The following is a 25,670-nucleotide window of genomic DNA, read 5'->3' as shown; positions in this document are numbered from 1 at the left end:
CCAAGGCTTCGAGCCCGGCAGACCGTCAGTTGAGGGTGCTCATCGCTGAGAACTCATCGGGTGCTCATAGCGTCAAACCCGCTTTCGGTCACTGTCGTGGAAGTCCCCCTGCGGGTCCTTCCGGTGTTTTCGTCGTCGTACGACGTGGAACGAATCTCCCGTTCCACCTGTTCCGCCAGCGCGTCGGTGGAAACCGCCGATCGCAGGCGAAGTGCCCGTCCCCAAGCGCGGCGGGTCGTGGCCTGGGAAAGGCACGTCTCGTCGGCGTGGAGCCACGCTCCCCTGCCCGGCATCGCCTTGCGCGAGTCGAGTACCAGGACGGCATTCTCATCGCACACGATGCGCAGCAAAACGGAACGGCCGCCCTTGCCCCGGCATCCGATGCAGGTGCGCTGCGGTTCGGACTTTCGGGAGAGCTCGACATCCGTGTCGGTCACGTTGATCACGTCACCAACCTTCTGTCTGTCACCGTTCGCCCCCTAGCCTACCTGTTCGCCCCCGGGGCGGGAAAACGCGAAATCCCCCGGGTGCCCTCGCACCCGGAGGATTTCCGGCCCGGATCAGCGCTCGCCGGCAACCACCGGAGCGCCCACGGCCGTGTCCGGACGGATGTCGATGCGCCAGCCGGTCAGCTTGGCCGCGAGGCGGGCGTTCTGGCCCTCCTTGCCGATGGCGAGGCTGAGCTGGAAGTCGGGCACGATGACGCGCGCAGCGCGCGCCTTCGGGTCCGTCACCTCCACGGACTCCACGCGCGACGGCGAGAGTGCAGCCGCGATGAACTCCTCGGGCTGGCGGGAGAAGTCGACGATGTCGATCTTCTCGCCCTGCAGCTCCGACATGACGGCGCGCACACGCTGACCCATGGGCCCGATGCAGGAGCCCTTGGCGTTGACGCCGGGCTGCGTCGCGTGCACGGCGATCTTCGTGCGGTGTCCCGCCTCGCGGGCGAGGGCCGCGATCTCGACGGTGCCGTCGGCGATCTCGGGCACCTCCATCGCGAAGAGCTTGCGCACGAGGTTCGGGTGGGTACGCGAGAGGGAGATCTGCGGGCCCTTCGGACCGCGTCGCACGGAGACGACATAGCAGCGAATGCGCTCGCCGTGGCGGTAGACCTCACCCGGCACCTGCTCGGCGGCCGGGAGGATGCCTTCGATCGTGCCGAAGTCGACCTTGACGAACCGCGAGTCGTTGCTCTGCTGGATCGTGCCGGCGACGATGTCGCCTTCCTTGCCGACGAAGTCACCGAGGATGGCCTCGTCCTCGACGTCGCGCATGCGCTGCACGATGACCTGGCGCGCCGTGCTCGCGGCGACGCGGCCGAAGTTCTTCGGGGTGTCGTCGAACTCGGGGCCCGGCTCGCTCCAGGTGCCGTCCTCCTGCTTCTGCCCGTCCTCGCGCGCCCAGACGACGACGTGTCCGCTCTTGCGGTCGAGCTCGACGCGGGAGCGGCGGTGGGCGCCCTCCTCCTTCTGGTACGCGAGCAGGAGGGCCTGCTCGATCGCCGGGACGATGACGTCCATGGGGATCTCGCGCTCCCGCTCCAGGGCGCGCAGTGCTGCCATGTCGATGTCCATCAGACGTCCTCTCCCACGCCGTCGGTGTCGCCACCGTGCGTGAATTCCACCTGCACCTTGGCGCTGGTGATCGTTGGGTACTCGAGTCGGGTCGGCTCGGCCGAGGCGTGGCCGCCGGCCTTCTTGCCGCCCTGCTCGGGGGTGACGACGATCTCGGTGGCATCGGCGGACGTGAGGCGTCCGGCGATCTTCGAGCCGTCGTCGAGGGTGATCGCCACGAGTCGCCCGACGTTGCGGGCGAAGTGGCGGGGTTCGGTGAGCGGGCGGTCGGTGCCCGGGGAGCTGACCTCCAGAACGTAGGGCTGCTCGCCCATGACGTTCGTGGCGTCGAGCTCGTCGCTGACGACGCGGGTGGCTTCGGCGACCTCGTCGAGCGTGACGGGCGCAACCGGCTCCGTCGTGGCCGTGTCCATCGCCACGATGCGGTCGAGGAGGATGCGCACGAGGCGACGCTTGCCCGCGGGCACGACGGTGACGTCCTCGACGAGTATTCCCAGGGGTTCGAGCTTGGGTGCGAGGGTTTCGATGATCGTTCGTTCCGCGCCTGCCACCGGACCTCCTGGAGTTGTCGTCACGCACCCGAGCGAGGGTGCGAAATGCGCGAGCACTCGGCCCGCGCGCGTCCACCTTACCGAACCTGACCCCCACGGGACACGCGCATTTGGGGTGGGTCGGTTCTGCCTGAGGTCACAGCCCGCCCGCGGTGAGGCCGCGGCGACGCAGCAAGCTGCGCTCGATCGGGCTGAAGAGCAGCAGTTCCACGGCCAGACCGACAGCAAGGACGAGAGCGATCGCGGCGACGACCGTCGGCATGTCGGAGTTCGCCTGTCCCTGGCTGAGCATCGAGCCGAGACCGAAGCCCAGTTCGGGCGAGGAGACGATGAGTTCGGCGGCCATGAGGGAACGCCACGCGAAGGCCCACCCCTGCTTGATACCGGCGAGGTAGGTCGGCATCGCGGCGGGAAGCAGGACGTGACGTACCAGCTGCGTGCGCGACGCACCGAGCGTCCGGCCGGCCCGTTCGAGCAGCGGTGGCACTTGGTCGAGGCCGCCGATGAGGCCCATCGCGATCGACGGCACCGCGGACAGCAGAATGACGGCGTAGATCGTCGTGTCCGTGAGGTAGAACATCATGACCGCGAACGGCACCCACGCCACCGACGGCAGGGACTGGATGGCGGCCAGCAGGGGCCGGAAGGCCTTGCGCGCCAACCGGTGACGCCCGACGAGCAGGCCGAGCGCGCTGCCCAACACGACGGCGACGAGGAACCCGATCACTCCGCGGCGAAGGCTCACCCAGATCGCCGAGAGCGCGTCGCCCGAGGTGAGCGAGCGCCACAGCGCGGCAGCAATGTCGCCCAGCGGCGGCAGGGCCCACGTCGGCTTCACCTGCAACCAGACGAGGCACTGCCACCCGAGGGCGACGAGGGCCAGCGCGCCGAGCGGCGCGAGGACGGACGTGAGGTCGACGCGGCGACGCTTGGGTCGCGCCTGGACCTCGAGACGGTCGAGGCCCGAGGTCACGTCGGCGTCGCTGATCGCCGGCGTGGCGCGCACGACGGAACGGTGTCGGTGCGCATCGACCTCGAACGGGTCCTCCGCGTAGCTACGGCTCGAATCAGGCGTGGGCATGGCGGCTGATCTCCTCTCGCAGGCGGGCGGTGATCTCCCGGGAGAGGTCACCCACGCCCGAGTCCTCGATGATGCGCGGGTGCGGCAGGTCGACGTCCCACGTCCGCGCCACGCGGCCGGGGCGCGAGGAGAGCAGGACGACGCGCTGGCCGAGGCGCACGGCCTCACGCACGTTGTGAGTGACGAAGACGACAGCCATCCGCTCCCGCTGCCACACCTCGGTGAGCTCGCCGTGCAGGAGGTCACGGGTCATGGCGTCGAGCGCCGCGAACGGTTCGTCCATGAGCAGCACCCGCGCGTTCTGGGCCAGAGCTCTCGCCATCGCGACGCGCTGGCGCTGACCACCGGACAGCTCGTGCACGCGACGGCCGCCGGCACCGGCGAGGCGCACCGTCTCGAGCAGTTCTTCGGCTCGTGCGCGGCGCTCTGGAGCCGCCACTCCCCCGAAGCGCATCGGGGCCTCGACGTTCTCGCGTGCCGTGAGCCACGGGAACAGTGCGCTCTCCTGGAACATGAGCGCGGGCTGCGGTCCGTCGACCTCCACGACTCCGGATGTGGCGGGTTCAAGTCCCGCAACGATAGACAGGAGTGTCGACTTGCCACAGCCGGAGGCTCCGAGGACGGAGACGAACTCACCCGGCGCGACGTCGAGGTCGATGCCACCGATGGCTTCGACGGCGTCCTCGCCGTGGCCGAAGACCTTGCGCAGCGCGCGCAGTGAGACGGCCGGGCGCACGTCGTGCTCCCCCGGGCTCGTCGGCTCGGGTCGGCGCAGCTGTGGTCGGGTGTCGGTCATGTCAGGCCTTTCCTCGTGCGCCGTAACCGCCGTCGTCGGCGCGCTCGAGACTGCGTGCGGCGAGCGCTCGGTTGAGCGGCGCGAGATCCGCGATGCCGTGCAGATTCGGTTTCACCTCGATACCGCCCGTGGCCCAGGTGTGCTCGGCCACCTCGGCGACGTTGGTGAGCATCGGATCCCAGCCGAACTCGACGCTCCTCATGGCGCGTTCGATCACGGTGGGCTTGAGCTTCTTCCCGGCGATTCGCTCGATCTCGGAGTTGAGCAGGGTCGATGCCTCGTCGCGGTGCGCCTGGATCCATCGCACCGTGTCGACATGCGCGCCGAGCAGCGCCTCCACCTGCTCGGGGCAGCGGCGGCGGTAGTCCTCGGACACGACGACGCAGGTCGTGGCGAAGCGCCCGCCCGGCCACCGGGTGCGCTCGTCCACGAGAACGTGCGCCCCCGCTTCCTCGACGAGCCGCGACACCCACGGTTCGGCCTGGTACGACGCATCGAGGCGGTTCTGCTTGAACTGGTCGAGAGTCTGGCTGTTGGCCATCCACAGCACCTCGACCGCGTCCTTGCCGGAACCGGTGGAGATGCCCTTCTCCCGCAACAGCGTCTTGAGCGCAACGTCCTGAGTGCCGCCGAGCTGCGGCGTCGAGACCCGACGACCGCGCAGGCCTTCGACGCTCTCGATGCCCTTGCGTGCCACGAGCGCGGCGCCTCCTGAGGCACCACCGGCCACGAGCCGCACGCCCTGACCCTTCGTCCGCACCCACGCGGTGATCGCCGGGTTGGGTCCGAGGTAGGCGACGTCCAGCGCGCCGGCGAGCATCGCCTGAACGGCCGAGGGTCCGCTCGGAAAGATCTGTGGCTCAAGACGCACACCGGGCAGACGCTCAGCGAACGTGCCCCGAGCCATGCCGGCCACGGCCACACCGTGCGTCACGTTGGCGAAGTAGCCGAGGCGAAGCCTGTGCGGGGACGCCTCAGCGGCGCCGCACGCGGTGAGGGCGGGCAAGGCGAAGGGTGCCCCCACAGCGGCCGCGAGAACGGCGCGTCGCGAGGGACGATCGAGGGTGGTCATGTCAGCCGGCCAGCCAATCCTCTTCGGACTCTTCCTCCGGCTCCTCGCCGGCCGCCTGCGCCCCGAGGCCGAGGTCGGCCCCGACCATGCCACCCCCGATCGTGGCCCCGCTCGCAGGATCGATGACGAGGAAGGCGCCCGTGCCCCGGTGACGGGAGTAGGCGTCGACGGCCACCGGCTCCGCGAGGTGGAGCACGACCTGCCCGATGTCGTTGAGGCCAAGGGAATGCGCTCCGTCGGACGGGTGCCACGTGCTCTCCTCGACGTCCCAGTGATGGGTGACGTCGGTGAGGACCGCTCGCACGACCTTCGTACCCGCCTTGACGAGAACACGCTGGCGCGGCGTGGTCGAACCTTCGGCGAGCCACGCCACGACACCCTTGAGCTCGCTCGTCACGTCGGGTGCGTCCGCCTCGGACTCGACGACGAGGACGTCACCGCGGGCGACGTCGAGTTCGTCGGCCAGGCGGATCGTCACGGATTCACCGGCGCCCGCTTCCTGCGCCGAGCCCGTGGGTGTGTCGATGCCGATCACCCGTGATCCCAGCCCGAGGGTGGAGGCACGCACGACGTCTCCGACGTGCACGACGCCGGACGTGATGCGTCCGGCCATTCCCCGGTAGTCGGGGTGGTCGCTCGTGCGCGGGCGGATGACGAGTTGCACCGGCATCCGGAAGTTCTCGACCCGCAGGTCGCGAGCCACCGGAAGGTTCTCCAGCAGCGTGAGCAGAGGCTCGCCCTCGTACCAGGAAGGGGCCGGCGCGACAACACCCTCTCCGGTGAGGGCCGACAGGGGGACGACGGCGACGTCGCCCGCCAAGCCCACCTTCTCGACGAGGTCACGGGTGTCGCGGGCAACCTCGTCGAAGCGCTCCTCGGACCAGTCCACAGCATCCATCTTGTTGAGCGCGAACACGACGTGCGGGACGCGGAGCAACGCCATGAGAGCCGCGTGCCGCCGGGTCTGCGCCGAGACGCCGTGCCGCACGTCGACGAGAATCACCGCCGCATCCGCCGTCGACGCGCCCGTCACCATGTTGCGGGTGTACTGGACGTGGCCCGGGGTGTCGGCCAGGACGAAGGTGCGCTGCGGCGTGGAGAAGTAGCGGTACGCCACATCGATCGTGATGCCTTGCTCCCGCTCCGCACGCAGACCGTCGGTCAGCAGCGCGAGGTCGACGGTGTCGGCTCCGCGCGACGTGCTCGCCGCGACCATGGAGTCGAACGTGTCGGCCAGGATGTTCTTCGTGTCGTGCAGCAAGCGCCCGACGAGGGTGGACTTGCCGTCGTCGACGCTGCCCGCGACGACGAGGCGCAATTGTTCCGGAGCCGCCGTGGCACCGCTGGCGTCAGCCGGCCGTGATGGCACCGCCACCTCGCGTCCCGTCTCCGGTCGGCTCGTGGGTGTCACGTGGGTCGTTGTCATCAGAAGTACCCCTCTCGCTTGCGGTCTTCCATCGCGGCCTCGGAGAGGCGGTCGTCGGCGCGTGTGGCGCCCCGTTCGGTGAGGTGGCTGGCGGCCACTTCGGCGATGATCTCGGCGGTGGTTCGGGCACTGGATTCGACTGCGCCGGTGCACGATCCGTCACCCACAGTCCGGTAGCGGACGCTCTTGGTCACGACCTTCTCGTCGGGGCGCGGACCGAACCACGGGCCCGACGTGAGCCACATTCCGTCACGTTCGAACACCTCGCGATCGTGGGCGAAGTAGATCGGCGGGAGCGCGACGTTCTCGGCCTCGATGTAGCGCCAGATGTCGAGCTCGGTCCAGTTGCTCAGCGGGAAGACGCGCGTGTTCTCCCCCGGCGCGTGCCGCCCGTTGTAGACGTTCCACAGTTCGGGTCGCTGGTTGCGCGGATCCCATCCGCCGAGCGCGTTGCGCACGGAGAAGATGCGTTCCTTGGCGCGTGCCCGATCCTCGTCACGACGTGCGCCACCGAGGAGCGCGTCGAACTTCTGCTCGGCGATCGTGTCGACGAGCGGCACCGTCTGCAGCGGGTTGCGCGTGCCGTCCGGACGCTCGGTGAGGCGTCCGTCGGCGATCCAGTCCTCCACTGCCGCGACGTGCAGCCGCAGGCCGTGGCGAGCGACGATCTCGTCACGGAAGGCGATCACCTCGGGCAGGTTGTGTCCTGTGTCGACGTGGAGCAGCGTGATGGGCAGCGGCGCCGGCGCGAGCGCCTTGAGCGCCACGTGGAGCAACACGGCCGAGTCCTTGCCACCGCTGAACAGCAGTGCAGGACGGTCGAACTCGGCGACGACTTCACGGATGATCTCGATGGCCTCCGCTTCGAGAGCGCGGAGCGTCGAGGCTTCGGCGGGGTTCGTCGGGGTGTGCTCGAGCACGGTCATGACAGGTTCCTTTCCGACTCGTCGGACAGAAGGAGGGCGAGCACTTCAGCCGCTGAATCACGCACGCTGCGGCCCTCGGTCTCGAGGCGAAGATCAGGGTCCTCGGGAATCTCGTAGGGGTCGTCGACCCCGGTCATCGCAGGGATTTCGCCGGCGCGAGCCTTGGCGTAGAGGCCCTTGACATCGCGTCGTGCGCACTCCTCGAGCGAGGTTGCGACGTGGACTTCGACATAACGGGCACCGCTCGCCTCGTGGCGTGCTCGGTTCTGCTCGCGGGCGTCCGCATACGGGGCGATGACAGGCACGACGGCCCAGACCCCGTTGCGTGCCAGCATGTCGGCGAGGAAGCCGACCCGCGTGACGTGCGTGGTGCGGTCCTCGCGCGAGAAGCCGAGTCCCTTGCTCAGGGATTCGCGCAGTTCGTCGCCGTCGAGGAGTTCGACCCGCTCGCCCCGGGCGCGCAGGGCCCCCACGAGCTCGTGGGCGATCGTCGACTTGCCGGCACCGGAGAGCCCGGTCAGCCACACCGTTGCGCCGCTCACAGGTTGATCCCGCATTCGGTCTTGTCCTGGCCCGCCCAGCGGCCGGCGCGAGCATCCTCTCCGGGTGCGACCCGGCGGGTGCACGTGGCGCACCCGATCGAGGGGTAGCCCTGGGTGAGCAGGGGGTTACTGATGACGCCGTACGCCTCGATGTACTCCTCGACGTCGGTGTCGCTCCACGCGACGATCGGCGCCACCTTGATCCGTTCGCGGCGCTCGTCGAAGCTGACCACCGGGGTGTCCCGGCGTGTCACGGCCTCGCTGCGCCGCACCCCCGTCGCCCACGCCTCGTACCCGTCGAGTGCATCGTCGAGCGGGTGCGTCTTGCGCAGAGTGCAGCACAGGTCCGGGTCACGGGAGAACAGGTCCTTGCCGTGGCTCGCGTCCTGTTCGGCCACGCTCTGGGTCGGCGTGAGGTTGCGCAGGGTGATGTCGTACTCCTGCGCGACCCGGTCACGCGTCGCGATGGTCTCGGCGAAGTGGTAGCCCGTGTCGAGGAAGAGCACGTCCACACCCGGCATGACACGTGAAGCCAGGTGCGGCAGAACGGCGTCCTGCATCGAACTCGCGACAGCGAACTTGTCACCGAACTCCTCGCGCGCCCAGTCGAGCACGCGGATCGTCGGAGCTCCGTCGAGATCGCGGCGAGCAGCCTCCGCCACGGATCGCAGGGTCTCGGCGTCACGGACGGCGCTCATCGCAAAGCCTCCTCGTCCGCGCGACGAGCCCAGTCGCCGAAGGTCTCGCTCACCTCACGCTGTTCGACGAACCGGGTGACGACGCGTTCGACGTAGTCGCCCAGCTCGGTGGCGACCACCTTGTGCGCGCGCAGCTTGCGCCCGACGACGAGGTCCTCCCCGAGACCGCCTCCGAGGTGCACCTGGTAGCCGGGCACCTGTTCGCCGTTCTCGTCCGTGACGATCTGTCCCTTGAGGCCGATGTCGGCCACCTGGATGCGGGCGCACGAGTTGGGGCAACCGTTGAGGTGGATCGCGATGGGGTGTTCCAAGACCTCGTTGAGGTGTGCCAGGCGCGTCTCCAGTTCCTCGACGAGGTCGGCCGCGCGCTTCTTCGTCTCGACGATGGCGAGCTTGCAGAACTCGATGCCGGTGCACGCCATCGTGGCGCGACGCCAGTGCGACGGGCGGGCCTCGAAGCCCAGCGGTCGCATCGTGTCGACGAGTGCCTCGACGTTCTCGTCGGCCACGTCGAGCACGACGAGCTTCTGATAGGGCGTGAGTCGCACCCTGGCCGACCCCGCAGCTTCCACGGCGTCCGCGACGGCCGCGAGCGCCGTACCGCTCGTGCGACCGGCGACGGAGGCGAAGCCGACGAAGTTGTCGCCGTCCTTCTGGCGGTGCACACCGATGTGATCGATCGTGTGCTTCGGCGTGGGCGCTGGCGGCCCGTCGACGAGCTTTCGACCGAGGAACTCCTCCTCGAGCACCTGCCGGGTGCGCTCGGCGCCCCATTCCTCGACGAGGTACTTGAGGCGCGCGCGGTTGCGCAGGCGTCGGAAGCCGTAGTCGCGGAAGAGCTTGACGACGGCGAGCCACACCTCGGGCACCTCCTCGAGGGGCACCCAGGCACCGAGGCGCAGGGCGAAGAACGGCTTGGTCGAGAGGCCCCCGCCGATCTGCAGGTCGAAGCCCGGTCCGTGCTCGGGATGGATCGAGCCGACGAAGCTGATGTCGTTGATCTCGGGTGCCATGTCGGGCAGCCACGCGATCGCCGTCTTGAACTTGCGCGGAAGGTTGGCCAGCTCGGGGTCGCCGACGTAGTGCTTCTTGATGTATTCGAGCGCCGGGGTGGCGTCGAGTACCTCATCGGGGTGCACGCCGGCCACGGGCGAACCGAGGGCCGTGCGGGTGCAGTCTCCGCACGCTTCCATCGTGTCGAGACCGACGGCTTCGAGGCGCTCCCAGATCTCCGGCACGTCCTTGACGTCGATCCAGTGGTACTGGATGTTGTGCCGGTCCGTGATGTCGGCGCTGTCGCGGGCGAAGTCGGTCGAGATGCCGGCGAGGACTCGCAACTGCTCGGTGGTGAGCTGGCCGCCGTCGATGCGCACGCGCATCATGAAGAACTCGTCGTCGAGTTCTTCGGGCGGCAGCGTTGCCGTCTTGCCACCGTCGACACCCGGGCGACGCTGCGTGTACAGACCCATCCAGCGGAAGCGGCCACGCAGGTCGGTGCCCTCGATCGTGTCGAATCCACCGGCCGCGTACTCCTCGAGGATACGGCGGCGAACGTTCAGCGGAGCGTCGGCCTGCTTGAAGACCTCGTTCGGATTGAGGGGGTCACGTTCCCCGAGGGCCCACTGGCCTTCGGGCTTGCGTGCACGGCCCTTCGGGCGGGCCTGGGTCGTCGCCGTCATCACTACTCCTCGCATCGGCCCCATAACCCTTACTTTTGCATCACCCAACTGCAACTAATGACTACCGAGCGGTCCACACTGTGAACGCTCCCCCGTCGTCCGTGGGACGATGAGCGCATGCCGTCTGCTCGTCCCCCTCACGCGCTCGCCCGTCGCACCTTCGTCGCAGCCGCGCTCGTCGCACCACTCGCCGGGTGCGGGCTCCGGCTCGAGAGTGACGCCCCCGTTCCCGGCCCCAAGGCGGAGCCCGCGCCTGACACGAAACCGCTCGAGCAGGTTCGCGCCTGGCTCGTCGAAGCGATGACGGCCGCGGAGCGCGAGACCATCCACCATGCCCAGGCCGGAACTGCGCAGAAGTTGCACAACGCCCAACTCGACCGTCTCGACGCGACGCTGAAGGGCCTGGGTGCCACGACGCTTCCGTCGGTGACGGCAACCGGCACACCGAGTGCTCCGCCGACGAGCTCGAGTTCGTCGACCCCCGCGAGCACGCCGAGTTCGACGCCCGAGCAGGTCCCGCCGTCGGCATCCCCCTCGGTCTCGCCCACCGGCGAATCGACGTCGTGGACGAGGGCCGAGAGCGTCTGGGCCGGAGCACCGGCAGCAGTCGTCCTGCAGCGCGTCAGCAGGAACTCACGGCCGGTCGCCCTGGCGATCGCTGCCGCGAGTCTCGCGTCGTTACGACCCGCCGACATCACCGTCCGGTGGCCCTCGACCATCGCCATGCCCCGAACCGACGGCACTCTCCTCGCGTCCGTCGAAGCAGTCATCGACGCCCTCGAGTGGTCGGCGGCTCGCACCAAGCTCTCCGCGCGCGAGGAGATCACCGCGCAGCTCGAGTGGGCCTATGCTGCGCGCTCACTCACCCAAGCCGGCATGCCCGCGCAGGCCGCCGGCAAACGCGCGCCCTGGCGCACGTACTCCACCCACGCGCAGGCTCACGACGTGGCCCGCAAGGCCGCGTTGGGAGTCGTGTCGGGCGCTGCCAAGGTCTCGTCCTCCACGGAGAGCGCACACGAAGCTGCGGGGTTGCTCTCGGTCTGGTCCGGGGCGGCTGCGGTGGCCGAGCAGCTCGGCGAACCGCTGCGTCCGCTTCCCGGACTCTCCGCCTGATGGGTCGTTCACCACGACCTACGAGGCGTCCCATGCAGACCCGCGCCCACGCCACCGCCACCGTCCTCACGGCCGCGCTCGTTCTCGCCGCGGGATGCTCCTCGGGCTCGTCGACATCGTCGCCGTCGGCCACCTCGGCGAGCAGTCACTCCTCCTCCGAGTCGAGCACCACACCGAACTCGCAGGCTCCCTCCCGTTCGGGCACTTCCTCGATCCCCGCGCCGAAACCGGTCACCGGCAGACCCGCCACGATCACCATCGGTGCCTCCGGTGACCTCATCGCCCACGCGAGCACCGTCGCGCAGGCGCGAGCGGCCGCGGGAGGGCGGGGCTACGCCTTCGCCCCCTTCTTCGCAGCCCTCCAGCCGACGGTCGGGGCCCCGACGATCTCCATCTGTCAGATGGAGAATCCGCTGTCGCGCACGAACACGGATCTTTCGGTCGAGTACAGCTTCAACGCGCCACGCGAGTTCGCTACAGCGACGCGATCAATGGGCTTCGACGGGTGCAGCACGGCCAACAACCACACGTGGGACCGGGGCCAGAAGGGCATGGAGGAGACGCGCGAAGTCCTCGCGGCCAACCACCTCAAAGCCTCCGGCCCCGGGACGAAGGCAGGCGAGAAGGGCCAGCCCGTGTTCTACGAGGCCAACGGTCTGAAGGTCGCGCAGCTGTCGTACAGCTACAGCCTCATCAACGCTGTCGGCGACCAGTGGAGCGTGCCGAAGGAAGCGCCTTGGTTGAAGGACGCCATGTGGTTCACACGCACGTCCAAGGGCGTCGTCAAGGATGCCGCCGCAGCGCGCGCCCAGGGCGCGGACCTCGTGCTCGTCTCCATGCACTGGGGTTATGAGTACGAAGGGGTCAACGCTCAGCAGAAGCAGGTGACGGCGGAGCTGATGCGCTCCGGCCAGGTCGACTGGATCATCGGCAACCACCCGCACGTCGTACAACCCTGCGACAAGGTGAACGGTCGCTATGTGACCTACTCGCTCGGCAACTTCTTCAGCGGGCAGATCGCGGCGATCAAGCCAGGAACCGCCGACGGAGCGTTCGCCGCCGTGACCTTCGAGCGGGACGCAGCCGGCAAGTGGAAACAGTCGATGACGTTCCAGCCGACCTACCAGAACCAGACGACGCGACACGTGGAACTGGCGAGCCCGACCTCGAACGCCGACTCCTACCGCAAGACAGTCAGGACGATGGGTCTCATGGGCTGCGACGCGAAACCGGCGAGCTGAGCCGTCAGACGAGCCCGAACTGGTGCGCTGTGTCGTAGCCGATCTTGACCACGAACGCGCCCACGACGAGCACGAAGACGACGCGGACGAACCCGGCACCCTTCGACACGGCCGTGCGCGCGCCGACGTAGCCGCCGGCGAGGTTGGCCAGCCCGAGCACGAGCCCGACCTTCCACATCACCGCTCCGGCGGGGATGAAGACGACGAGGGATGCCAGGTTGGTGGCGAAGTTCGCGAGCTTCGCCTTGGCCGACGCCTCGAGGAAGCGGTATCCGAGCAGGCTCACGAGGGCGAAGACGAAGAAGCTGCCCGTGCCGGGGCCGAGAGCGCCATCGTAGAAACCGACGCCGAGCCCGATGGCCGCAGCCGTGCCGTAGTGACGGCGCGTTCCGGCGTGACGCAGGTTCTCGAGCTGACCCATGGACGGCTTGAGGAGGGTGTAGGCACCCACGCAGACGAGCACGACGAGGATGATCGGGTTGAAGGCCGAGCGCGGGATGTGGCTCGCGACGGCGGCGCCTGCCACCGAACCGGCAAACGAGAAGCCCGCCAGCGGTAGGGCTGTGCGCAGGTCAGGTTTGACTCGGCGCAGATACGTCGCGGAACTCACCGACGTGCCGCAGATCGAGCCCAGCTTGTTCGTCGCGAGCAACTGTGCCGGGGCAGCGTGCGGAAACGCGACCATGAGAGCGGGCAACTGCACGAGCCCGCCACCGCCGACGACGGCGTCGATCCAGCCGGCGCAGGCAGCAGCCAGGCCGAGCAGGACGAGGGTCATCAGCTCCGGGTCGTTCACCACGACATCGTCGTGCAGCCACTCGGCTGCGGCAACTCGGTCTCACGTGCGACGCGGCCGGGTCTCCACACGCACGAGGGCCCCGACATCGGCGCCGGGGCCCTCGTGGGCGAGAAGGAGAGCGCGGATCAGCCGCGGACGTCCGTGACGACGGCCTGCGTCAGCTCTGCAAGGGGGACGTCACGCTTGTCGCCGCTGCGGCGGTCCTTCACCTCGACGACGCCGTCGGCCAGGCCGCGGCCGAGCACGACGATCGTCGGCACGCCGATGAGCTCGGCGTCCTTGAACTTCACGCCGGGGCTCACCTTCGGGCGGTCGTCGTAGAGCACGTCGAGACCCTGTGCCTCGAGGTCGGCGACGACCTTCTCGGCCTGCTCGTAGACGGAGGCGTCCTTGCCCGTGGCGACGACGTGCACGTCGAACGGTGCGATGTGGCGCGGCCAGATGAGGCCGAGCTCGTCGAGGTTGCTCTCGGCGATGGCGGCCACCGCGCGCGAGACGCCGATGCCGTAGGAGCCCATCGTCACCGTGACGAGCTTGCCGTTCTCGTCGAGCACCTTGAGACCGAGGGCCTCGGCGTACTTCGTGCCGAGCTGGAAGATGTGCCCCATCTCGATACCGCGTGCGAGCGTGAGCGGCCCGGAACCGTCGGGCGCCGGGTCGCCTTCCTTGATCTGCGCGGCCTGGATCGTGCCGTCAGCGGTGAAGTCACGGCCGTGCACGAGGTCGATGACGTGCTTGCCGGCTTCGTCCGCGCCGGTCACCCACGCCGAACCCTCGGCGATGCTCGGGTCGAGCAGGTAGCGGATACCGCTGCTGTTCGACTCCCCCAGGACGCCCGGGCCGATGTAGCCCTTGGCCAGCATCGGGAAGGTGGCGAAGTCCTTCTCCTCGAAGGCCTCGACGTCGGCCGGCGACACCTGCGCCTCGAGACGCTTGGCGTCGACCTCGCGGTCACCGGGCACACCGATGGCCAGGGGTTCACGCGTGCCGTCGGGGTGGACGAGCATGACGAGGACGTTCTTGAGCGTGTCGGCGGCGGCCCACTCACGGCCGTCCGTGCGCGGATGGTTCGCGTTGAGGGCCGCGACGAGCGTGTCGATCGTCGGGGTGTCAGGTGTGTCCTCGACATGCGCGGCGCCGGCGGTCACCTCGATGGGCTCGGCCTGCGGCACGACGACGGCCTCGACGTTGGCGGCGAATCCCCCGGGGCTGCGCACGAAGGTGTCCTCACCGTGCGGGCTGACGGCGAGGAACTCCTCCGAGGCGCTGCCGCCCATGGCGCCGGAGTCGGCGTGGACGGCGACGTACTCGAAGCCGAGGCGGTCGAAGATCTTGACGTACGCACCGCGGTGCTTGAGGTAGTTCTCCTCGAGGCCCTCGGGCGTGTGGTCGAACGAGTAGGAGTCCTTCATGATGAACTCGCGTCCGCGCAGCAGACCGGCGCGGGGACGCGCCTCGTCGCGGTACTTCGTCTGGATCTGGAACAGGATCGTGGGCAGTTCCTTGTAGCTCGAGAACATGTCCTTCACAGTGACCGTGAACATCTCCTCGTGCGTGGGGCCGAGCAGCATGTCGACGCCCTTGCGATCGGCGAGGCGGAACAGGTTCGGGCCGTACTCCTCCCAACGACCCGTGGCCTCGTAGGGCTCACGCGGCAGGAGGGCGGGGAAGCTCAGTTCCTGACCACCGATGGCCTCCATCTCCTCGCGGACGATAGCCTCCACCTTGCGCAGCACCTTGAGGCCCAGCGGCAGCCAGGTGTAGATGCCGGGGGCGGCGCGACGCACATAGCCCGCGCGCACGAGCAACTGGTGACCCGGCAGCTCGGCGTCCGAAGGGTTCTCGCGAAGCGTTCGCAGGAACAGGTTGGACATGCGCTGTGCCACGTTGGCTCTCCTCGATCTCGGGTGACGAGCCCACCTACGGGGCAATCGTCATACCGGCCAATGATAGTCGGCCAGAACCCCCGAAACTCACCGCCTCCGCTGCCATGATGGCGGTATGCAGATCAACCTCCGCCACAACCCTTCGTTCGCCGTGGCCCGCATGTTCCTCGCGCCCGGAGAGCCCGTCCAGGTCGAGTCCGGCGCGATGATGGCGCACTCCCCCGGCGTGCAGATCTCGAGCAAGGCAGCGGGCGGCGTCATGCAGGGCCTGAAGCGCTCCGTGCTCGCCGGTGAGTCATTCTTCACCACCACCTACACGGCGCCCCAGAACGGGGGTTGGGTCGACGTTGCCGGCGTCTTGCCCGGCGACATCCTGCCGATCGAGATGCGCCCCGACCGCCCGTTCTTCGTGGCTCGCGGCAACTGGATGGCGAACAGCTACGGCACGGAGATCTCCTCGAAGTTCGGCGGCATGGGCAACCTCTTCGGTGGTGAGGGCGGCTTCGGTCTGCAGGCCAGCGGCGAGGGTCTCGTCCTCCTGTCCGTCTACGGTGCCATCGACATCGTTGACCTGCAGCCCGGCGAGCAGGTCGTCATCGACACGGGCCACGTCGTCGCGTACGACCTCAACATGCAGTTCCGCACCCGCCGCGCCGTCGAGGGCAAGTCGATCCAGTCGATGAAGTCCGGTGAGGGTCTGGTGTTCGACTTCGTCGGCCCCGGCCGCGTCTACCTGCAGTCGCGTAACCCGTCGGCGTTCGCCGCGTGGGCGTCCAGCATCGCCCCGAGCGGCAACCAGTCCGGCGGCCTCGGGGGCGTCTTCAACGCCTTCAACTGACGGCGCACTCGACGCACGACGAGGGCGCGCACCCTTCTAGGGGTCCGCGCCCTCCGTGCGAACAGCACGCTCGCCCGCGTCGCCCCAGTAGAGTCGCCACGTGCCCAACAATCCGCACGACCGACTCGCGTCCCCGGCTCCCCTCGTCCTGCGGGGTCGACGCTTCGACGCGCGACAGCCGGCCGTCATGGCGATCGTCAACCGCACCCCCGACTCCTTCTACGCGGGCAACCGACACTCGGATCTCGACGACGCCCTGACCGCGCTCGACACGGCGGTCTCCGAGGGCGCGGACATCATCGACGTCGGCGGAGTACGGGCAGGCGGCGAGGGTGCGTGGGTGAGTGCGGAGGAGGAGACGGACCGGGTTCTGCCCTTCCTCCTCGAGGCCCGGCGGCGTCATCCCGACGTGGTGCTGTCGCTCGACACGTGGCGCTCCGAGGTCGTCCTCGCCTGCGCCGACGCGGAGATCGACCTCGTCAACGACACCTGGGCCGGGCACGACGGTGAGCTCGCCACCGTCGCGGCCCGAATCGGGGCAGGCATCGTGTGCAGTCACACGGGCGGGCTGCCCCCGCGCACGGACCCCGTCGCCATCACCTACGGCGACGACGAGCTCGACGTTGTGGACGACGTCGTGCAAGCCCTCGCCGTGGAGGCGGACCGAGTGCGCGCTGCGGGTGTGCCGGACGAACGCATCCTGCTCGACCCGACGCTCGACTTCGGCAAGACGACCCGCCACTCCCTCACGGTGCTACGCCACAGCGCCGACGTCGTCGCGCTCGGCCTGCCGGTCATGCAGGCCATCTCACGCAAGGACTTCGTCGGGGAGAGCCTCGACCTGCCGGCCGACGAGCGGCTCGAGGGGTCGCTCGGGGCCACCGCCGTCGCGGCGTGGCTCGGTGTGACTGTCTTTCGTGCTCACGACGTGCGCGCGACGCGAAGGGTGCTGGACATGGTGGCCTCGATCCGCGGCGATCGACCGCCTGCCCGCGCCGTCCGTGGTGAAGCGCCCGACGGCGTGGAGGCAACGCTGCTGCGTCACCCGCGGGGCTGAACGACGCAGCCCTAGGAGCGGCTCTCTCTAGCCGCGGCCGCCCCGAGCAATCGCGACGCTCGAGCGGATGAGCGGCCACTGCAGCGGAAGACGTGCCACGCTCAGGGCGCGCTGCACCTCACGCTGCGGCGTGCTGCCACGGCGCGTGATGCGCGAGTGCGCCTGACGCGCCATCTCGACGTTGGCGGGGAACACAGCCACGAGCAGAGCAGCCGACGCGGCGCCTGCAACCTCACGGGTGCGCGGCGTGAGCATCCCTGCTGCACAGGCCAGTTCGGCGACACCACTCACATAGACGAGCTCACGACGTCGCGGCAGTTGCTTCGGCACTATGCCCTCGAACACCTGAGGCTTGACGAGGTGGATGACGCCGGAGACGACGTACGCGCCGACAAGGCCCCGCGCCACCGGCGTGAGGTGAGTGATGTTCGCTCGCAAGTCCATGACGATCTCCTAGAGGATGACGGTGGCGAAAGTGCCCACGCGCTCGAAGCCCGCCGTGAGGTAGGCACGCAGCGCCGGGAGGTTGTAGTCGTTGACGTAGAGACTCACGGTATCCGCATGAGCCTGCTCGACGAGGTCGGCGACGGCGGCCATGCACGGTGCGGCGAGACCGCGCCCTCGATGGCTCGGCGCCACCCAGACGCCCTGGATCTGCGCCACGCCCGACGCGAGCGAGCCTACGTCCGCCTTGAACACGATCTCCTCACCTTCGGTGACGACGTAGGTGCGCTCCTGCTCGACGAGACGTGCGATGCCGGCGCGGTACACCGCGTCGCTGCCGACGTACGGGCGGTACCCGATCTCCTCGGTGAACATCGCAGCGGCAGCGGGAACGAGAGCGTCGAGGTCGTCACGCCGTGCCGGGCGGACGCGCCGGTCGGGAGTGACCCCGGTCTTCTCTCGCGCCGAGCGCGACGCCAACATGAGAGGTTGCTCGGGCCGGTAGGACATGGGCTCACCGAAGGAGCCACGCAGGTGGTTCCACAGGGCAAGCGTCTGGTCGGCCGGACCGAAGAGCGAGGCAAAGCGCCGCTTGCCGCGCCGAAGGCGACTCGCGTACCGGGCGACGTCCTCGGACGCGAGGTTCACCGGCACGACGTTGGCCGAAGCCCACACCATCGAGCGCAACGGCGAGCCGCCGAGACCGAAGGCCACTCCCCCGGCGCCGAGCAGGCCTTCGTCGAGACGTGCGGCGACGAAGACGTTGTGGACGCGGTCGAGGTCGCACAGCGCACGGGCGTCGTCGACGTCGGCCGCACTGAGCGTCCGAACGCCGGAGGTGCGCAGCATGCGGGGCGTCAGCTGACGGAGACCGAGGGCGCGCCGCCCTCGGCGTCCTCGCCCATCTCCTCGGCGATGCGCATGGCCTCTTCGATGAGGGTTTCGACGATCTGCGACTCGGGCACCGTCTTGATGACCTCACCCTTGACGAAGATCTGGCCCTTGCCGTTACCGGAGGCGACGCCGAGGTCGGCCTCACGGGCCTCGCCCGGACCGTTGACGACGCAGCCCATGACGGCGACGCGCAGCGGCACCTCCATGCCTTCGAGGCCCTTCGTCACCTGCTCGGCGAGCGTGTAGACGTCGACCTGCGCACGGCCACAGCTGGGGCAGCTCACGATCTCGAGCTTGCGTGGCTTGAGGTTGAGCGACTGCAGGATCTGGTTGCCGACCTTGACCTCTTCGACCGGCGGCGCCGACAGGCTGACGCGGATCGTGTCGCCGATGCCGCGCGAGAGCAGGGCGCCGAACGCCGTGGCGGACTTGATCGTGCCCTGGAAGGCGGGGCCGGCCTCCGTGACGCCGAGGTGGAGCGGCCAGTCGCCGCGCTCGGCGAGCATCTCGTAGGCGCGCACCATGACGACCGGGTCGTTGTGCTTGACGGAGATCTTGAAGTCGTGGAAGTCGTGCTCCTCGAAGAGGCTCGCCTCCCAGACGGCCGACTCGACGAGCGCCTCAGCGGTCGGCTTGCCGTACTTCTCGAGCAGACGCTTGTCGAGCGAACCGGCGTTGACGCCGATGCGGATGGAGACACCCGCGTCCTTCGCCTCCTTGGCGATCTGCTTGACCTGGTCGTCGAACTTGCGGATGTTGCCCGGGTTGACGCGCACGCCTGCACAGCCCGCCTCGATGGCGGCGTAGACGTACTTGGGCTGGAAGTGAATGTCGGCGATGACGGGGATCTGCGCCTTGCGCGCGATGGCGGGCAGCGCCTCCGCGTCGTCCTGGCTCGGGCAGGCCACGCGCACGATGTCGCAACCAGACGCCGTGAGCTCGGCGATCTGCTGGAGCGTGGCGTTGATGTCCGTCGTCGGCGTGGTCGTCATCGACTGCACGGAGATGGGTGCGTCACCACCGACGTCGACCTTGCCGACCTTGATCTTGCGGGTCTTGCGGCGGGGCGCGAGGACAGGTGCGGGGGCCGAGGGCATCCCAAGAGAAACCGGCATGCGCCAATCCTAAGCCTGCCGACAGGATGCCCGCTCCCCGCCGGCTGGGAATCGCCTCTGCCCGGCGGACGTTGGCCCGAACGTGACGACCCCTCAGCCTCTGATGCGTCTGTACCCGGTGCGTGAGCGCTCGGAGCAGCGCGTCGACGGGATGCTCGGGCGCTTCTCCTTCCCGTTCGCGGGCAACTTCGACCTCGCCAGGTACGCGCACGGCGCACTCCTCGTGCACAACGACGACATCATTGATCCGGGCGGTGGCGTCGACCCGCACCGCCACAGCGAGATGGAGATCGTCACGTGGGTCGTCGAGGGCGAGGTACGCCACACCGACACCGCCGGGCACACCGCGCACCTCACCGCAGGCACGATGCAGCGCATGAGCGCGGGCACCGGCATCCTGCACTCCGAACTCAACCCGAGTGACTCAGACCCCGCGCGCGTCGTTCAGATGTGGGTGCCGCCGGACACCCCGCGCCTTCGCCCTGCCTACGCGCAGCGCCACCTGAGTGACGCGCTCGACGAGGCCGCGCAGGAGGGCCGTGCCGTGACCGCGCTGTCCGGGCGTGAGGGCGAGGAGCCGGGACTCGGCATCGCCAACCACTGGGTGGCCCTCGACATCGCCAGAGTTCTACCGGGTCGCGAGGTCTCGTTTGCTGCCGCGCCGCACACGCACCTCTACGTCACGCGAGGCGCACTCGAGGTGAGGGCCGACGACGTCGACACCTCGATCGAGGCGGGCGAGGGTGATGCCGTGCGCGGCTCGTGGACCGGCGCCCTCACGGCGCGTTCGGCGAGCGACGACGTCACCGAGGTGCTCGTCTGGCGGATGCACGCCAACTTCTGAGCGGTACGTCCCGATCAGTTGAACGTGATCGGCTTGACGACGTCGGCGTAGATGAGCAGCACCGACATGCCGATGAGCAGGATCGAGACGGCGTACGCGATGGGCAGAGCCTTGGTCACGTCGGCGTAGACCGGCCCGGTGATCCCACGAGCACGGGCGATGGGGCGCTTGATCGCCTCCCACAGGGCACCCGCGATGTGGCCACCGTCGAGGGGCATGAGCGGGATGAGGTTGAAGACGAAGAGCGCCAGGTTGAGCGAGGCCAGGAGATTGAGCAGCAAGAGCACCTTTTGCCCGAGCTCCACCTGCTTCGACTCCGCCACATCACCGGCGATGCGCGTGACACCGACGACGGAGATCGGCCCGTTCGGGTCGCGCGCCTCGTCACCGAACGCCGCCTTGGCAACGCCCTGCATCTTGGAGGGAATGTTGAGCACGACGCCGGCGGTCTGCTTGAGGCTCTCGCCGAGCATCGGCACGGCGGCCGCCGGGTTGTCGCGCTGAAGGGTGACCTGCCCGATCGACAGCCCGACGAATCCGGCGTCGACCATGACGTCCTTGCCGGTGGCGTCGGTGACGGGGTCGCCCTTTCCGTCGAGCTTGACGACCTTCGTCGTCTTCGGGGTGACGGTGAGCGTGACGTTCTTGCCGTCACGCTCCACGACGAACGGAATGGGCTTGTCGCCATTTTCCCGAATGACGCGCGTGGCGTCGCGATTGCTCGAGACCTTCTGACCGGCGACGGAGACGATCTCGTCCCCGAGCTTGATGCCGCTCGAGGCGGCCGGTGCTTCCTGACCGGCGGGGCACTCCGCGCCGTCGGCGACCTTCGTCAGACACGTGGTGAGCGAGGTGACCTTGGTTCCGGCGAGCTTGGGCATGCCGACGCCGGAGACCATGACGACGAGCACGACGGCGGCGATGACGAGGTTCATGAACGGCCCGCCGAACATGACCGTGACCTTCTGCCATGTCTTGAGCTTGTAGAACACCCGGTTCTCGTCGCCGGGGCGCATCTCCTCGTACGACTGCTCACGCACCTCGTCGGCGAGTTGGGTGAAGCGGCCGGTCGACGAAGCCCGCACGGTGCCTTCGGGATCGCCCGCCTTCGGTGGATACATGCCGATCATGCGCACGTAGCCACCGAGCGGAATGCCCTTGATGCCGTACTCGGTCTCCTTTCCGTGGCGCGACCAGATGGTCGGGCCGAAGCCGATCATGTACTGCGGCACGCGCACGCCGAACTTCTTCGCGGGCAGCATGTGCCCGCATTCGTGCAGGGCGATCGAGAGCGCGACGCCCACAACCATGAAGAGCACACCGGCGAGGAACAACATCAGCGGGCCACCTTGTCGATTGCATCGTGGGCTGCGGCTCGTGCCCACGTCTCGGCGGCGAGGACGCCGTCGACGTCGAGTTCACCACTCGTTGCTGTGTGTTGCCCGACGACCTTCTCCACGGTGTCGACGATGTCGAGGAACCCGATGCGCCGATCGTGGAAGGCCTCGACGCACTCCTCGTTCGCGGCGTTGTAGACCGCCGGATAGGTGGCCCCGGCGGCGCCGACCTCACGAGCGAGGCGCACGGCGGGGAACGCCTCGTCGTCGAGGGGTTCGAAGGTCCAGTTCATGGCCTTGGTCCAGTCGATCGGCGTTTCGACGTCAGGGATGCGGTGCGGCCAGTCGAGCCCCATGGCGATGGGCACGAGCATCGTCGGCAGACCGAGTTGAGCGACAACCGCGCCGTCGTGGAACTCGACCATCGAGTGGATGTACTGCTGGGCGTGCACGACCGTCTCGACCCGCTCGATGGGGATGTCGAAGAGCAGCTGCGCCTCGATGACCTCGAGGCCCTTGTTGACGAGGGTGGCCGAGTTGGTCGTGATGACCCTGCCCATGGCGAAGTTGGGGTGTTTGAGCGCCTGCTCGGGCGTGACGTCGCCGAGTTGCTCGCGCGTCATGCCGCGGAAGGGGCCGCCGCTGGCGGTGACGACGAGCTTGCGCACCTCGTGCGCGGCGCCGGAGGTGAGCGACTGTGCGATGGCCGAGTGCTCGGAGTCGACCGGAACGATCTGTCCGGGCTTCTCGAGCTTCTTGACGATCGGGCCGCCAACGATGAGCGACTCCTTGTTCGCGAGCGCCAACGTGCTGCCCGCTTCGAGCGCGGCGACGGTGGGGCGCAGGCCGATGGAACCGGTGATGCCGTTGAGGACGACGTCGGCTCCGACACCGGCCGTGCGGACGGAGGCGTCGTCGCCGACGACGACACGGCTGACCGCGCGCTTGCCCGTCGCCTGGGCGGCATCGGCGATGAGGCTCTCGAGCTTCGCCCGGTCACCCGCTGCGATGCCGACGAGTTCGACGTCGAACTCGACGGCCTGCTGTGCGACGAGCTCGAGGTCGCGTCCGCCCGCGCTGAGCGCGACGATGCGGAAGCGCTCGGGGTTGGCCCGGACGATCTGGCACGCCTGAGTGCCGATCGAGCCGGTGGAACCGAGGAGGGAGACGGTGCGCTGCGTTGTCACGTCGTCCATTGTGACGGACGGCTCCGACAATCCCCCACCGACGATGCTGACGCCTGCCGTCCGCGCACCACCGATTTCGAGGCTCACACTTTCCATATCGGAAAGTCAGGGGTAAACTTTCCACCATGGAAAATCACATGGAAGCTCAGGAAGCCCTTCGGGACGTGCAGCTGACGCGTGAGCGCACGGCCGATCGTCTCGTCACGCCGCGCTGGTACCACCCCACGCTGGGCCTTGCCGTTGCCGCCGTGTGCCTCGCCGTGGGTCTCGGCACGTCGCCCACCGGCGTGGCGGTCATGCTCGTGGTGTGCCTTCTCGCCGCAGCGACCATGGGAGCTCTGGTGCGGACCTACCGCGATCGAACGAACGTGTGGGTCGGTCCCGCCCAGGCACGCGGCTCGGCGCGACACTGGTGGATCGGCTACGTCGTCGTCCTCGTCGAGTGCATGGCTGTAGCCGTTTTGCGCGGCGCGTTCGACTGGAGTTACGGCGTGAACGTCGTCGCAGCGGCGGTCGCGTTCGTTGCCACGGTCGTCATGGGACGACGAGTCGACGAGGCTCTGCGTGACGGGATCCGTTCGGGCGGCGTGCAGGCGGCGTCGCGTTGAGCGCTGTGACGCCGGCGTTCGACGAGGTGATTCACGCGCCGATCCGGTTGCGCATCTGCGTCATGTTGGCGCCGGTCGCCAGCGCGGGGTTCCAGGGTCTGCGCGAGGATCTGGACGTGGCGGACAGCGTGTTGAGCAAGCACCTGAAGACGCTCTTGGAGGCGGGCTACGTTTCGCTGCGCCGCGAGGGTGCGAAGGGCAAGCGGCCGACGACGTGGGTGACGCTCACGAAGGCGGGCCACCAGGCCCTGAACGGCCACCTCGCGGCCTTGGAGCAGCTGGCAGCCCAAGCCTCGACAAGCACATCCGCGACATCATCAACGCCCTGACCGCGAACAAGATGACCACGGCAAAAAAGCCAGCCGAAGAACGGAAGCCGCAACACTCTTCGGAAACAGCACCACGCTGGAAGCGGACCCGTCGAGCGACTGAGTGAGCGAACCGACCGCCGAGCTTGCGAGGCGGAAGGTCGCTCACTCAGTCGCGAAGACGCCCGAAGCGCCGTCGCACCGAGACAGGCCCCCTAGGGCCTGGCCGGAAGACGGCGCAAGGGAGGACTCAGCACTCGATGACGTTCACCGCGAGCCCGCCGCGGGCCGTCTCCTTGTACTTGATGCTCATGTCGCGGCCGGTTTCGCGCATCGTCTTCATGGCCTGGTCGAGGCTGACGGTGTGTTTGCCGTCGCCGCGCTTGGACAGGCGCGCGGCGTTGATGGCTTTGACCGCTGCGATGGCGTTGCGCTCGATGCAGGGGATCTGCACGAGGCCGCCAACGGGGTCGCACGTGAGGCCGAGGTTGTGTTCGATGCCGATTTCGGCGGCGTTCTCGACCTGTTCCGGGTTTCCGCCGAGAACTTCGCAGAGCCCTCCGGAGGCCATGGCGCAGGCGGAGCCGACCTCGCCCTGGCAGCCGACCTCGGCGCCGGAGATGGAGGCGTTCTCCTTGAAGAGGATGCCGATGGCGGCGGCGGTGAGCATGAAGCGCACGATGCCGTCGTCGTCAGCGCCACGCACGAAGGTCGTGTAGTACTTCAGCACCGCGGGGATGACGCCCGCGGCGCCGTTCGTCGGTGCGGTGACGACGCGGCCGCCGGCGGCGTTCTCCTCGTTGACGGCCATGGCGAACAGGTTGACCCAGTCCATGATGTCGAGCGGGTCGACGTGGTCGCCGGGGCCGACCTGGGCGTTGAGGGCGCGACGGATCGCGGGGGCGCGGCGCGGGACCTTGAGGCCGCCGGGCAGCGTGCCCTCGGTGGAGAAGCCGTTCTCGATGCACTGGTCCATGACGGACCACAGGTGCAGCATGCCGGCGCGCACCTCGTCGGCGGAGCGCCACGCGAGTTCGTTGCGCAGCATGACGTCGCTGATCGACAGACCCGTGCGCTCACACACGGCGAGCAGTTCCTTGCCGGTGGAGAAGGGGAACTCGACCTGCGTCGTGTCCTGGACGACGCGGTCGGCGCCGAGGGCGTCCTCGTCGACGACGAAGCCGCCACCGACGGAGTAGTAGACGCGCTCGACGAGAGTGTTGCCGGCGTCGTCGAGGGCGCGGGCGATCATGCCGTTGGGGTGGCCGGGCAACGTCTTGCGACGGTGCAGCACGAGGTCTTCGTCGTCGAGCGGAAGCTCGCGCGTGCCGCCCAACATGATGCGGTGCGACTCCTTGACCTCACGGAAGCGGTCGTCCGCAATGTCGGTGTCGACCGTCTCCGGGTCCTCCCCCATGAGTCCGAGGACGACGGCCTTGTCGGAACCGTGGCCGTGGCCCGTCTGCCCGAGCGAGCCGCAGAGTTCGACCTGCACTCGGGCCGCGTCGTCGAAGTGGCCTTCGCTTCGCAGGACGTCGAGGAAGCGTGCGGCTGCCCTCATCGGGCCGACGGTGTGTGAGGAGGAGGGCCCGATTCCGATCGAATAGAGCTCGAATGCGCTCAGTGCCATGCGTCACCATCCATCATGCGGACA

General features: G+C 68.6%; 26 protein-coding genes. 7 read left to right on the top strand and 19 right to left on the bottom strand.

The genetic code is table 11. The annotated features are described in order from the left end of the window. Positions 1-53: 53 nt before the first annotated feature. From EVU97_RS09295 to EVU97_RS09245, 11 genes are all read right to left on the bottom strand, one after another. Positions 54-446, bottom strand: a complete 393-nt coding sequence (locus tag EVU97_RS09295; protein WP_052947049.1) for a YlxR family protein — start codon at positions 444-446, stop codon at positions 54-56. Between the two features lie 114 nt (positions 447-560). After that, complete coding sequence (nusA, locus tag EVU97_RS09290) at positions 561-1,574, bottom strand: transcription termination factor NusA (protein ID WP_129665274.1); 1,014 nt, start codon at positions 1,572-1,574, stop codon at positions 561-563. Continuing rightward, positions 1,574-2,125, bottom strand: coding sequence for a ribosome maturation factor RimP (gene rimP, locus EVU97_RS09285; RefSeq protein ID WP_129665272.1), 552 nt, complete (start codon positions 2,123-2,125; stop codon positions 1,574-1,576). The genes nusA and rimP overlap by 1 nt, the downstream gene beginning before the upstream one ends. Before the next feature lie 136 nt (positions 2,126-2,261). Beyond that, on the bottom strand, positions 2,262-3,206 hold the full coding sequence (locus tag EVU97_RS09280) for an ABC transporter permease (protein ID WP_129665270.1): 945 nt from the start codon (positions 3,204-3,206) through the stop codon (positions 2,262-2,264). Next, complete coding sequence (locus EVU97_RS09275; protein ID WP_082128831.1) at positions 3,193-4,002, bottom strand: ABC transporter ATP-binding protein; 810 nt, start codon at positions 4,000-4,002, stop codon at positions 3,193-3,195. The genes EVU97_RS09280 and EVU97_RS09275 overlap by 14 nt, the downstream gene beginning before the upstream one ends. Position 4,003: 1 nt before the next feature. Then, on the bottom strand, positions 4,004-5,074 hold the full coding sequence (locus EVU97_RS09270; RefSeq protein WP_129665268.1) for an ABC transporter substrate-binding protein: 1,071 nt from the start codon (positions 5,072-5,074) through the stop codon (positions 4,004-4,006). A 1-nt stretch (position 5,075) separates the two neighbouring features. Next, entirely contained in the window at positions 5,076-6,500 is a 1,425-nt protein-coding gene (locus EVU97_RS09265; RefSeq protein ID WP_129665266.1) for a sulfate adenylyltransferase subunit 1, read from the bottom strand. Beyond that, a complete protein-coding gene (gene cysD / locus EVU97_RS09260; RefSeq protein ID WP_129665264.1) occupies positions 6,500-7,426 on the bottom strand; it encodes a sulfate adenylyltransferase subunit CysD in 927 nt (308 codons plus the stop codon). The genes EVU97_RS09265 and cysD overlap by 1 nt, the downstream gene beginning before the upstream one ends. Then, positions 7,423-7,968: an adenylyl-sulfate kinase gene (cysC, locus tag EVU97_RS09255; RefSeq protein ID WP_240730182.1), complete on the bottom strand. Its 546-nt coding sequence runs from the start codon at positions 7,966-7,968 to the stop codon at positions 7,423-7,425. The genes cysD and cysC overlap by 4 nt, the downstream gene beginning before the upstream one ends. Continuing rightward, the gene (locus EVU97_RS09250) at positions 7,965-8,666 is read right to left on the bottom strand and encodes a phosphoadenylyl-sulfate reductase (RefSeq protein ID WP_129665260.1); all 702 of its coding nucleotides are present in this window, start codon (positions 8,664-8,666) and stop codon (positions 7,965-7,967) included. The genes cysC and EVU97_RS09250 overlap by 4 nt, the downstream gene beginning before the upstream one ends. After that, complete coding sequence (locus EVU97_RS09245; protein ID WP_047312014.1) at positions 8,663-10,345, bottom strand: nitrite/sulfite reductase; 1,683 nt, start codon at positions 10,343-10,345, stop codon at positions 8,663-8,665. The genes EVU97_RS09250 and EVU97_RS09245 overlap by 4 nt, the downstream gene beginning before the upstream one ends. A 117-nt stretch (positions 10,346-10,462) precedes the next feature. Here EVU97_RS09245 and EVU97_RS09240 point away from each other — a divergent pair, with 117 nt between their 5' ends. Beyond that, positions 10,463-11,458 (top strand): hypothetical protein, encoded by a 996-nt coding sequence (locus EVU97_RS09240; protein ID WP_129665258.1) that lies wholly within the window; start codon positions 10,463-10,465, stop codon positions 11,456-11,458. 32 nt (positions 11,459-11,490) lie between these two features. Next, complete coding sequence (locus EVU97_RS09235; protein ID WP_165357928.1) at positions 11,491-12,699, top strand: CapA family protein; 1,209 nt, start codon at positions 11,491-11,493, stop codon at positions 12,697-12,699. A gap of 4 nt (positions 12,700-12,703) precedes the next feature. Here the strand turns inward: EVU97_RS09235 and EVU97_RS09230 are convergent, their stop codons facing one another. Both EVU97_RS09230 and EVU97_RS09225 read right to left on the bottom strand, forming a co-directional pair. Further along, positions 12,704-13,495, bottom strand: coding sequence for a TSUP family transporter (locus tag EVU97_RS09230; RefSeq protein ID WP_118912799.1), 792 nt, complete (start codon positions 13,493-13,495; stop codon positions 12,704-12,706). A gap of 128 nt (positions 13,496-13,623) precedes the next feature. Beyond that, positions 13,624-15,384: a proline--tRNA ligase gene (locus EVU97_RS09225; protein WP_129665254.1), complete on the bottom strand. Its 1,761-nt coding sequence runs from the start codon at positions 15,382-15,384 to the stop codon at positions 13,624-13,626. Between the two features lie 115 nt (positions 15,385-15,499). Between EVU97_RS09225 and EVU97_RS09220 the strand changes: the two genes are divergently transcribed. Both EVU97_RS09220 and folP read left to right on the top strand, forming a co-directional pair. Then, a complete protein-coding gene (locus EVU97_RS09220) occupies positions 15,500-16,222 on the top strand; it encodes a TIGR00266 family protein (protein ID WP_047312010.1) in 723 nt (240 codons plus the stop codon). 100 nt (positions 16,223-16,322) lie between these two features. After that, positions 16,323-17,279: a dihydropteroate synthase gene (gene folP / locus EVU97_RS09215; RefSeq protein ID WP_240730181.1), complete on the top strand. Its 957-nt coding sequence runs from the start codon at positions 16,323-16,325 to the stop codon at positions 17,277-17,279. A 27-nt stretch (positions 17,280-17,306) separates the two neighbouring features. Here folP and EVU97_RS09210 read toward each other — a convergent pair whose 3' ends face one another. From EVU97_RS09210 to ispG, 3 genes are read right to left on the bottom strand one after another with little or no spacing between them, the layout of a single operon-like run. Next, positions 17,307-17,723, bottom strand: a complete 417-nt coding sequence (locus tag EVU97_RS09210; RefSeq protein WP_129665252.1) for a DoxX family protein — start codon at positions 17,721-17,723, stop codon at positions 17,307-17,309. 9 nt (positions 17,724-17,732) lie between these two features. Continuing rightward, positions 17,733-18,572, bottom strand: coding sequence for a GNAT family N-acetyltransferase (locus tag EVU97_RS09205; protein WP_129665250.1), 840 nt, complete (start codon positions 18,570-18,572; stop codon positions 17,733-17,735). Positions 18,573-18,580: 8 nt separating this feature from the next. After that, on the bottom strand, positions 18,581-19,732 hold the full coding sequence (ispG, locus tag EVU97_RS09200; RefSeq protein WP_047312006.1) for a flavodoxin-dependent (E)-4-hydroxy-3-methylbut-2-enyl-diphosphate synthase: 1,152 nt from the start codon (positions 19,730-19,732) through the stop codon (positions 18,581-18,583). A 103-nt stretch (positions 19,733-19,835) separates the two neighbouring features. On the opposite strand from ispG, the gene EVU97_RS09195 reads away from it, so the two are divergent. Continuing rightward, the gene (locus EVU97_RS09195) at positions 19,836-20,576 is read left to right on the top strand and encodes a pirin family protein (RefSeq protein WP_129665248.1); all 741 of its coding nucleotides are present in this window, start codon (positions 19,836-19,838) and stop codon (positions 20,574-20,576) included. A gap of 14 nt (positions 20,577-20,590) precedes the next feature. Here the strand turns inward: EVU97_RS09195 and EVU97_RS09190 are convergent, their stop codons facing one another. Together EVU97_RS09190 and dxr are read right to left on the bottom strand one after the other, a co-directional pair. Beyond that, positions 20,591-21,913, bottom strand: a complete 1,323-nt coding sequence (locus EVU97_RS09190; RefSeq protein ID WP_129665246.1) for an RIP metalloprotease — start codon at positions 21,911-21,913, stop codon at positions 20,591-20,593. Then, positions 21,913-23,109: a 1-deoxy-D-xylulose-5-phosphate reductoisomerase gene (dxr, locus tag EVU97_RS09185; protein ID WP_129665474.1), complete on the bottom strand. Its 1,197-nt coding sequence runs from the start codon at positions 23,107-23,109 to the stop codon at positions 21,913-21,915. Before dxr ends, EVU97_RS09190 begins: the two co-directional genes overlap by 1 nt. Before the next feature lie 116 nt (positions 23,110-23,225). On the opposite strand from dxr, the gene EVU97_RS09180 reads away from it, so the two are divergent. Both EVU97_RS09180 and EVU97_RS09175 read left to right on the top strand, forming a co-directional pair. Next, on the top strand, positions 23,226-23,708 hold the full coding sequence (locus tag EVU97_RS09180) for a hypothetical protein (protein WP_129665244.1): 483 nt from the start codon (positions 23,226-23,228) through the stop codon (positions 23,706-23,708). Positions 23,709-23,713: 5 nt separating this feature from the next. Next, complete coding sequence (locus EVU97_RS09175; protein ID WP_129665472.1) at positions 23,714-24,037, top strand: transcriptional regulator; 324 nt, start codon at positions 23,714-23,716, stop codon at positions 24,035-24,037. Positions 24,038-24,266: 229 nt separating this feature from the next. On the opposite strand, the gene EVU97_RS09170 is transcribed toward EVU97_RS09175, so the two are convergent. Continuing rightward, complete coding sequence (locus EVU97_RS09170) at positions 24,267-25,646, bottom strand: L-serine ammonia-lyase (RefSeq protein ID WP_129665242.1); 1,380 nt, start codon at positions 25,644-25,646, stop codon at positions 24,267-24,269. Between the last annotated feature and the right edge of the window lie 24 nt (positions 25,647-25,670).

This window comes from Dermacoccus sp. 147Ba (assembly GCF_004151355.1).
Taxonomy (GTDB): Bacteria; Actinomycetota; Actinomycetes; order Actinomycetales; family Dermatophilaceae; genus Dermacoccus; species Dermacoccus abyssi.
The sequence above is the reverse complement of the archived record's forward strand: the minus strand, read 5'-3'. Positions and strand labels throughout refer to the sequence as shown.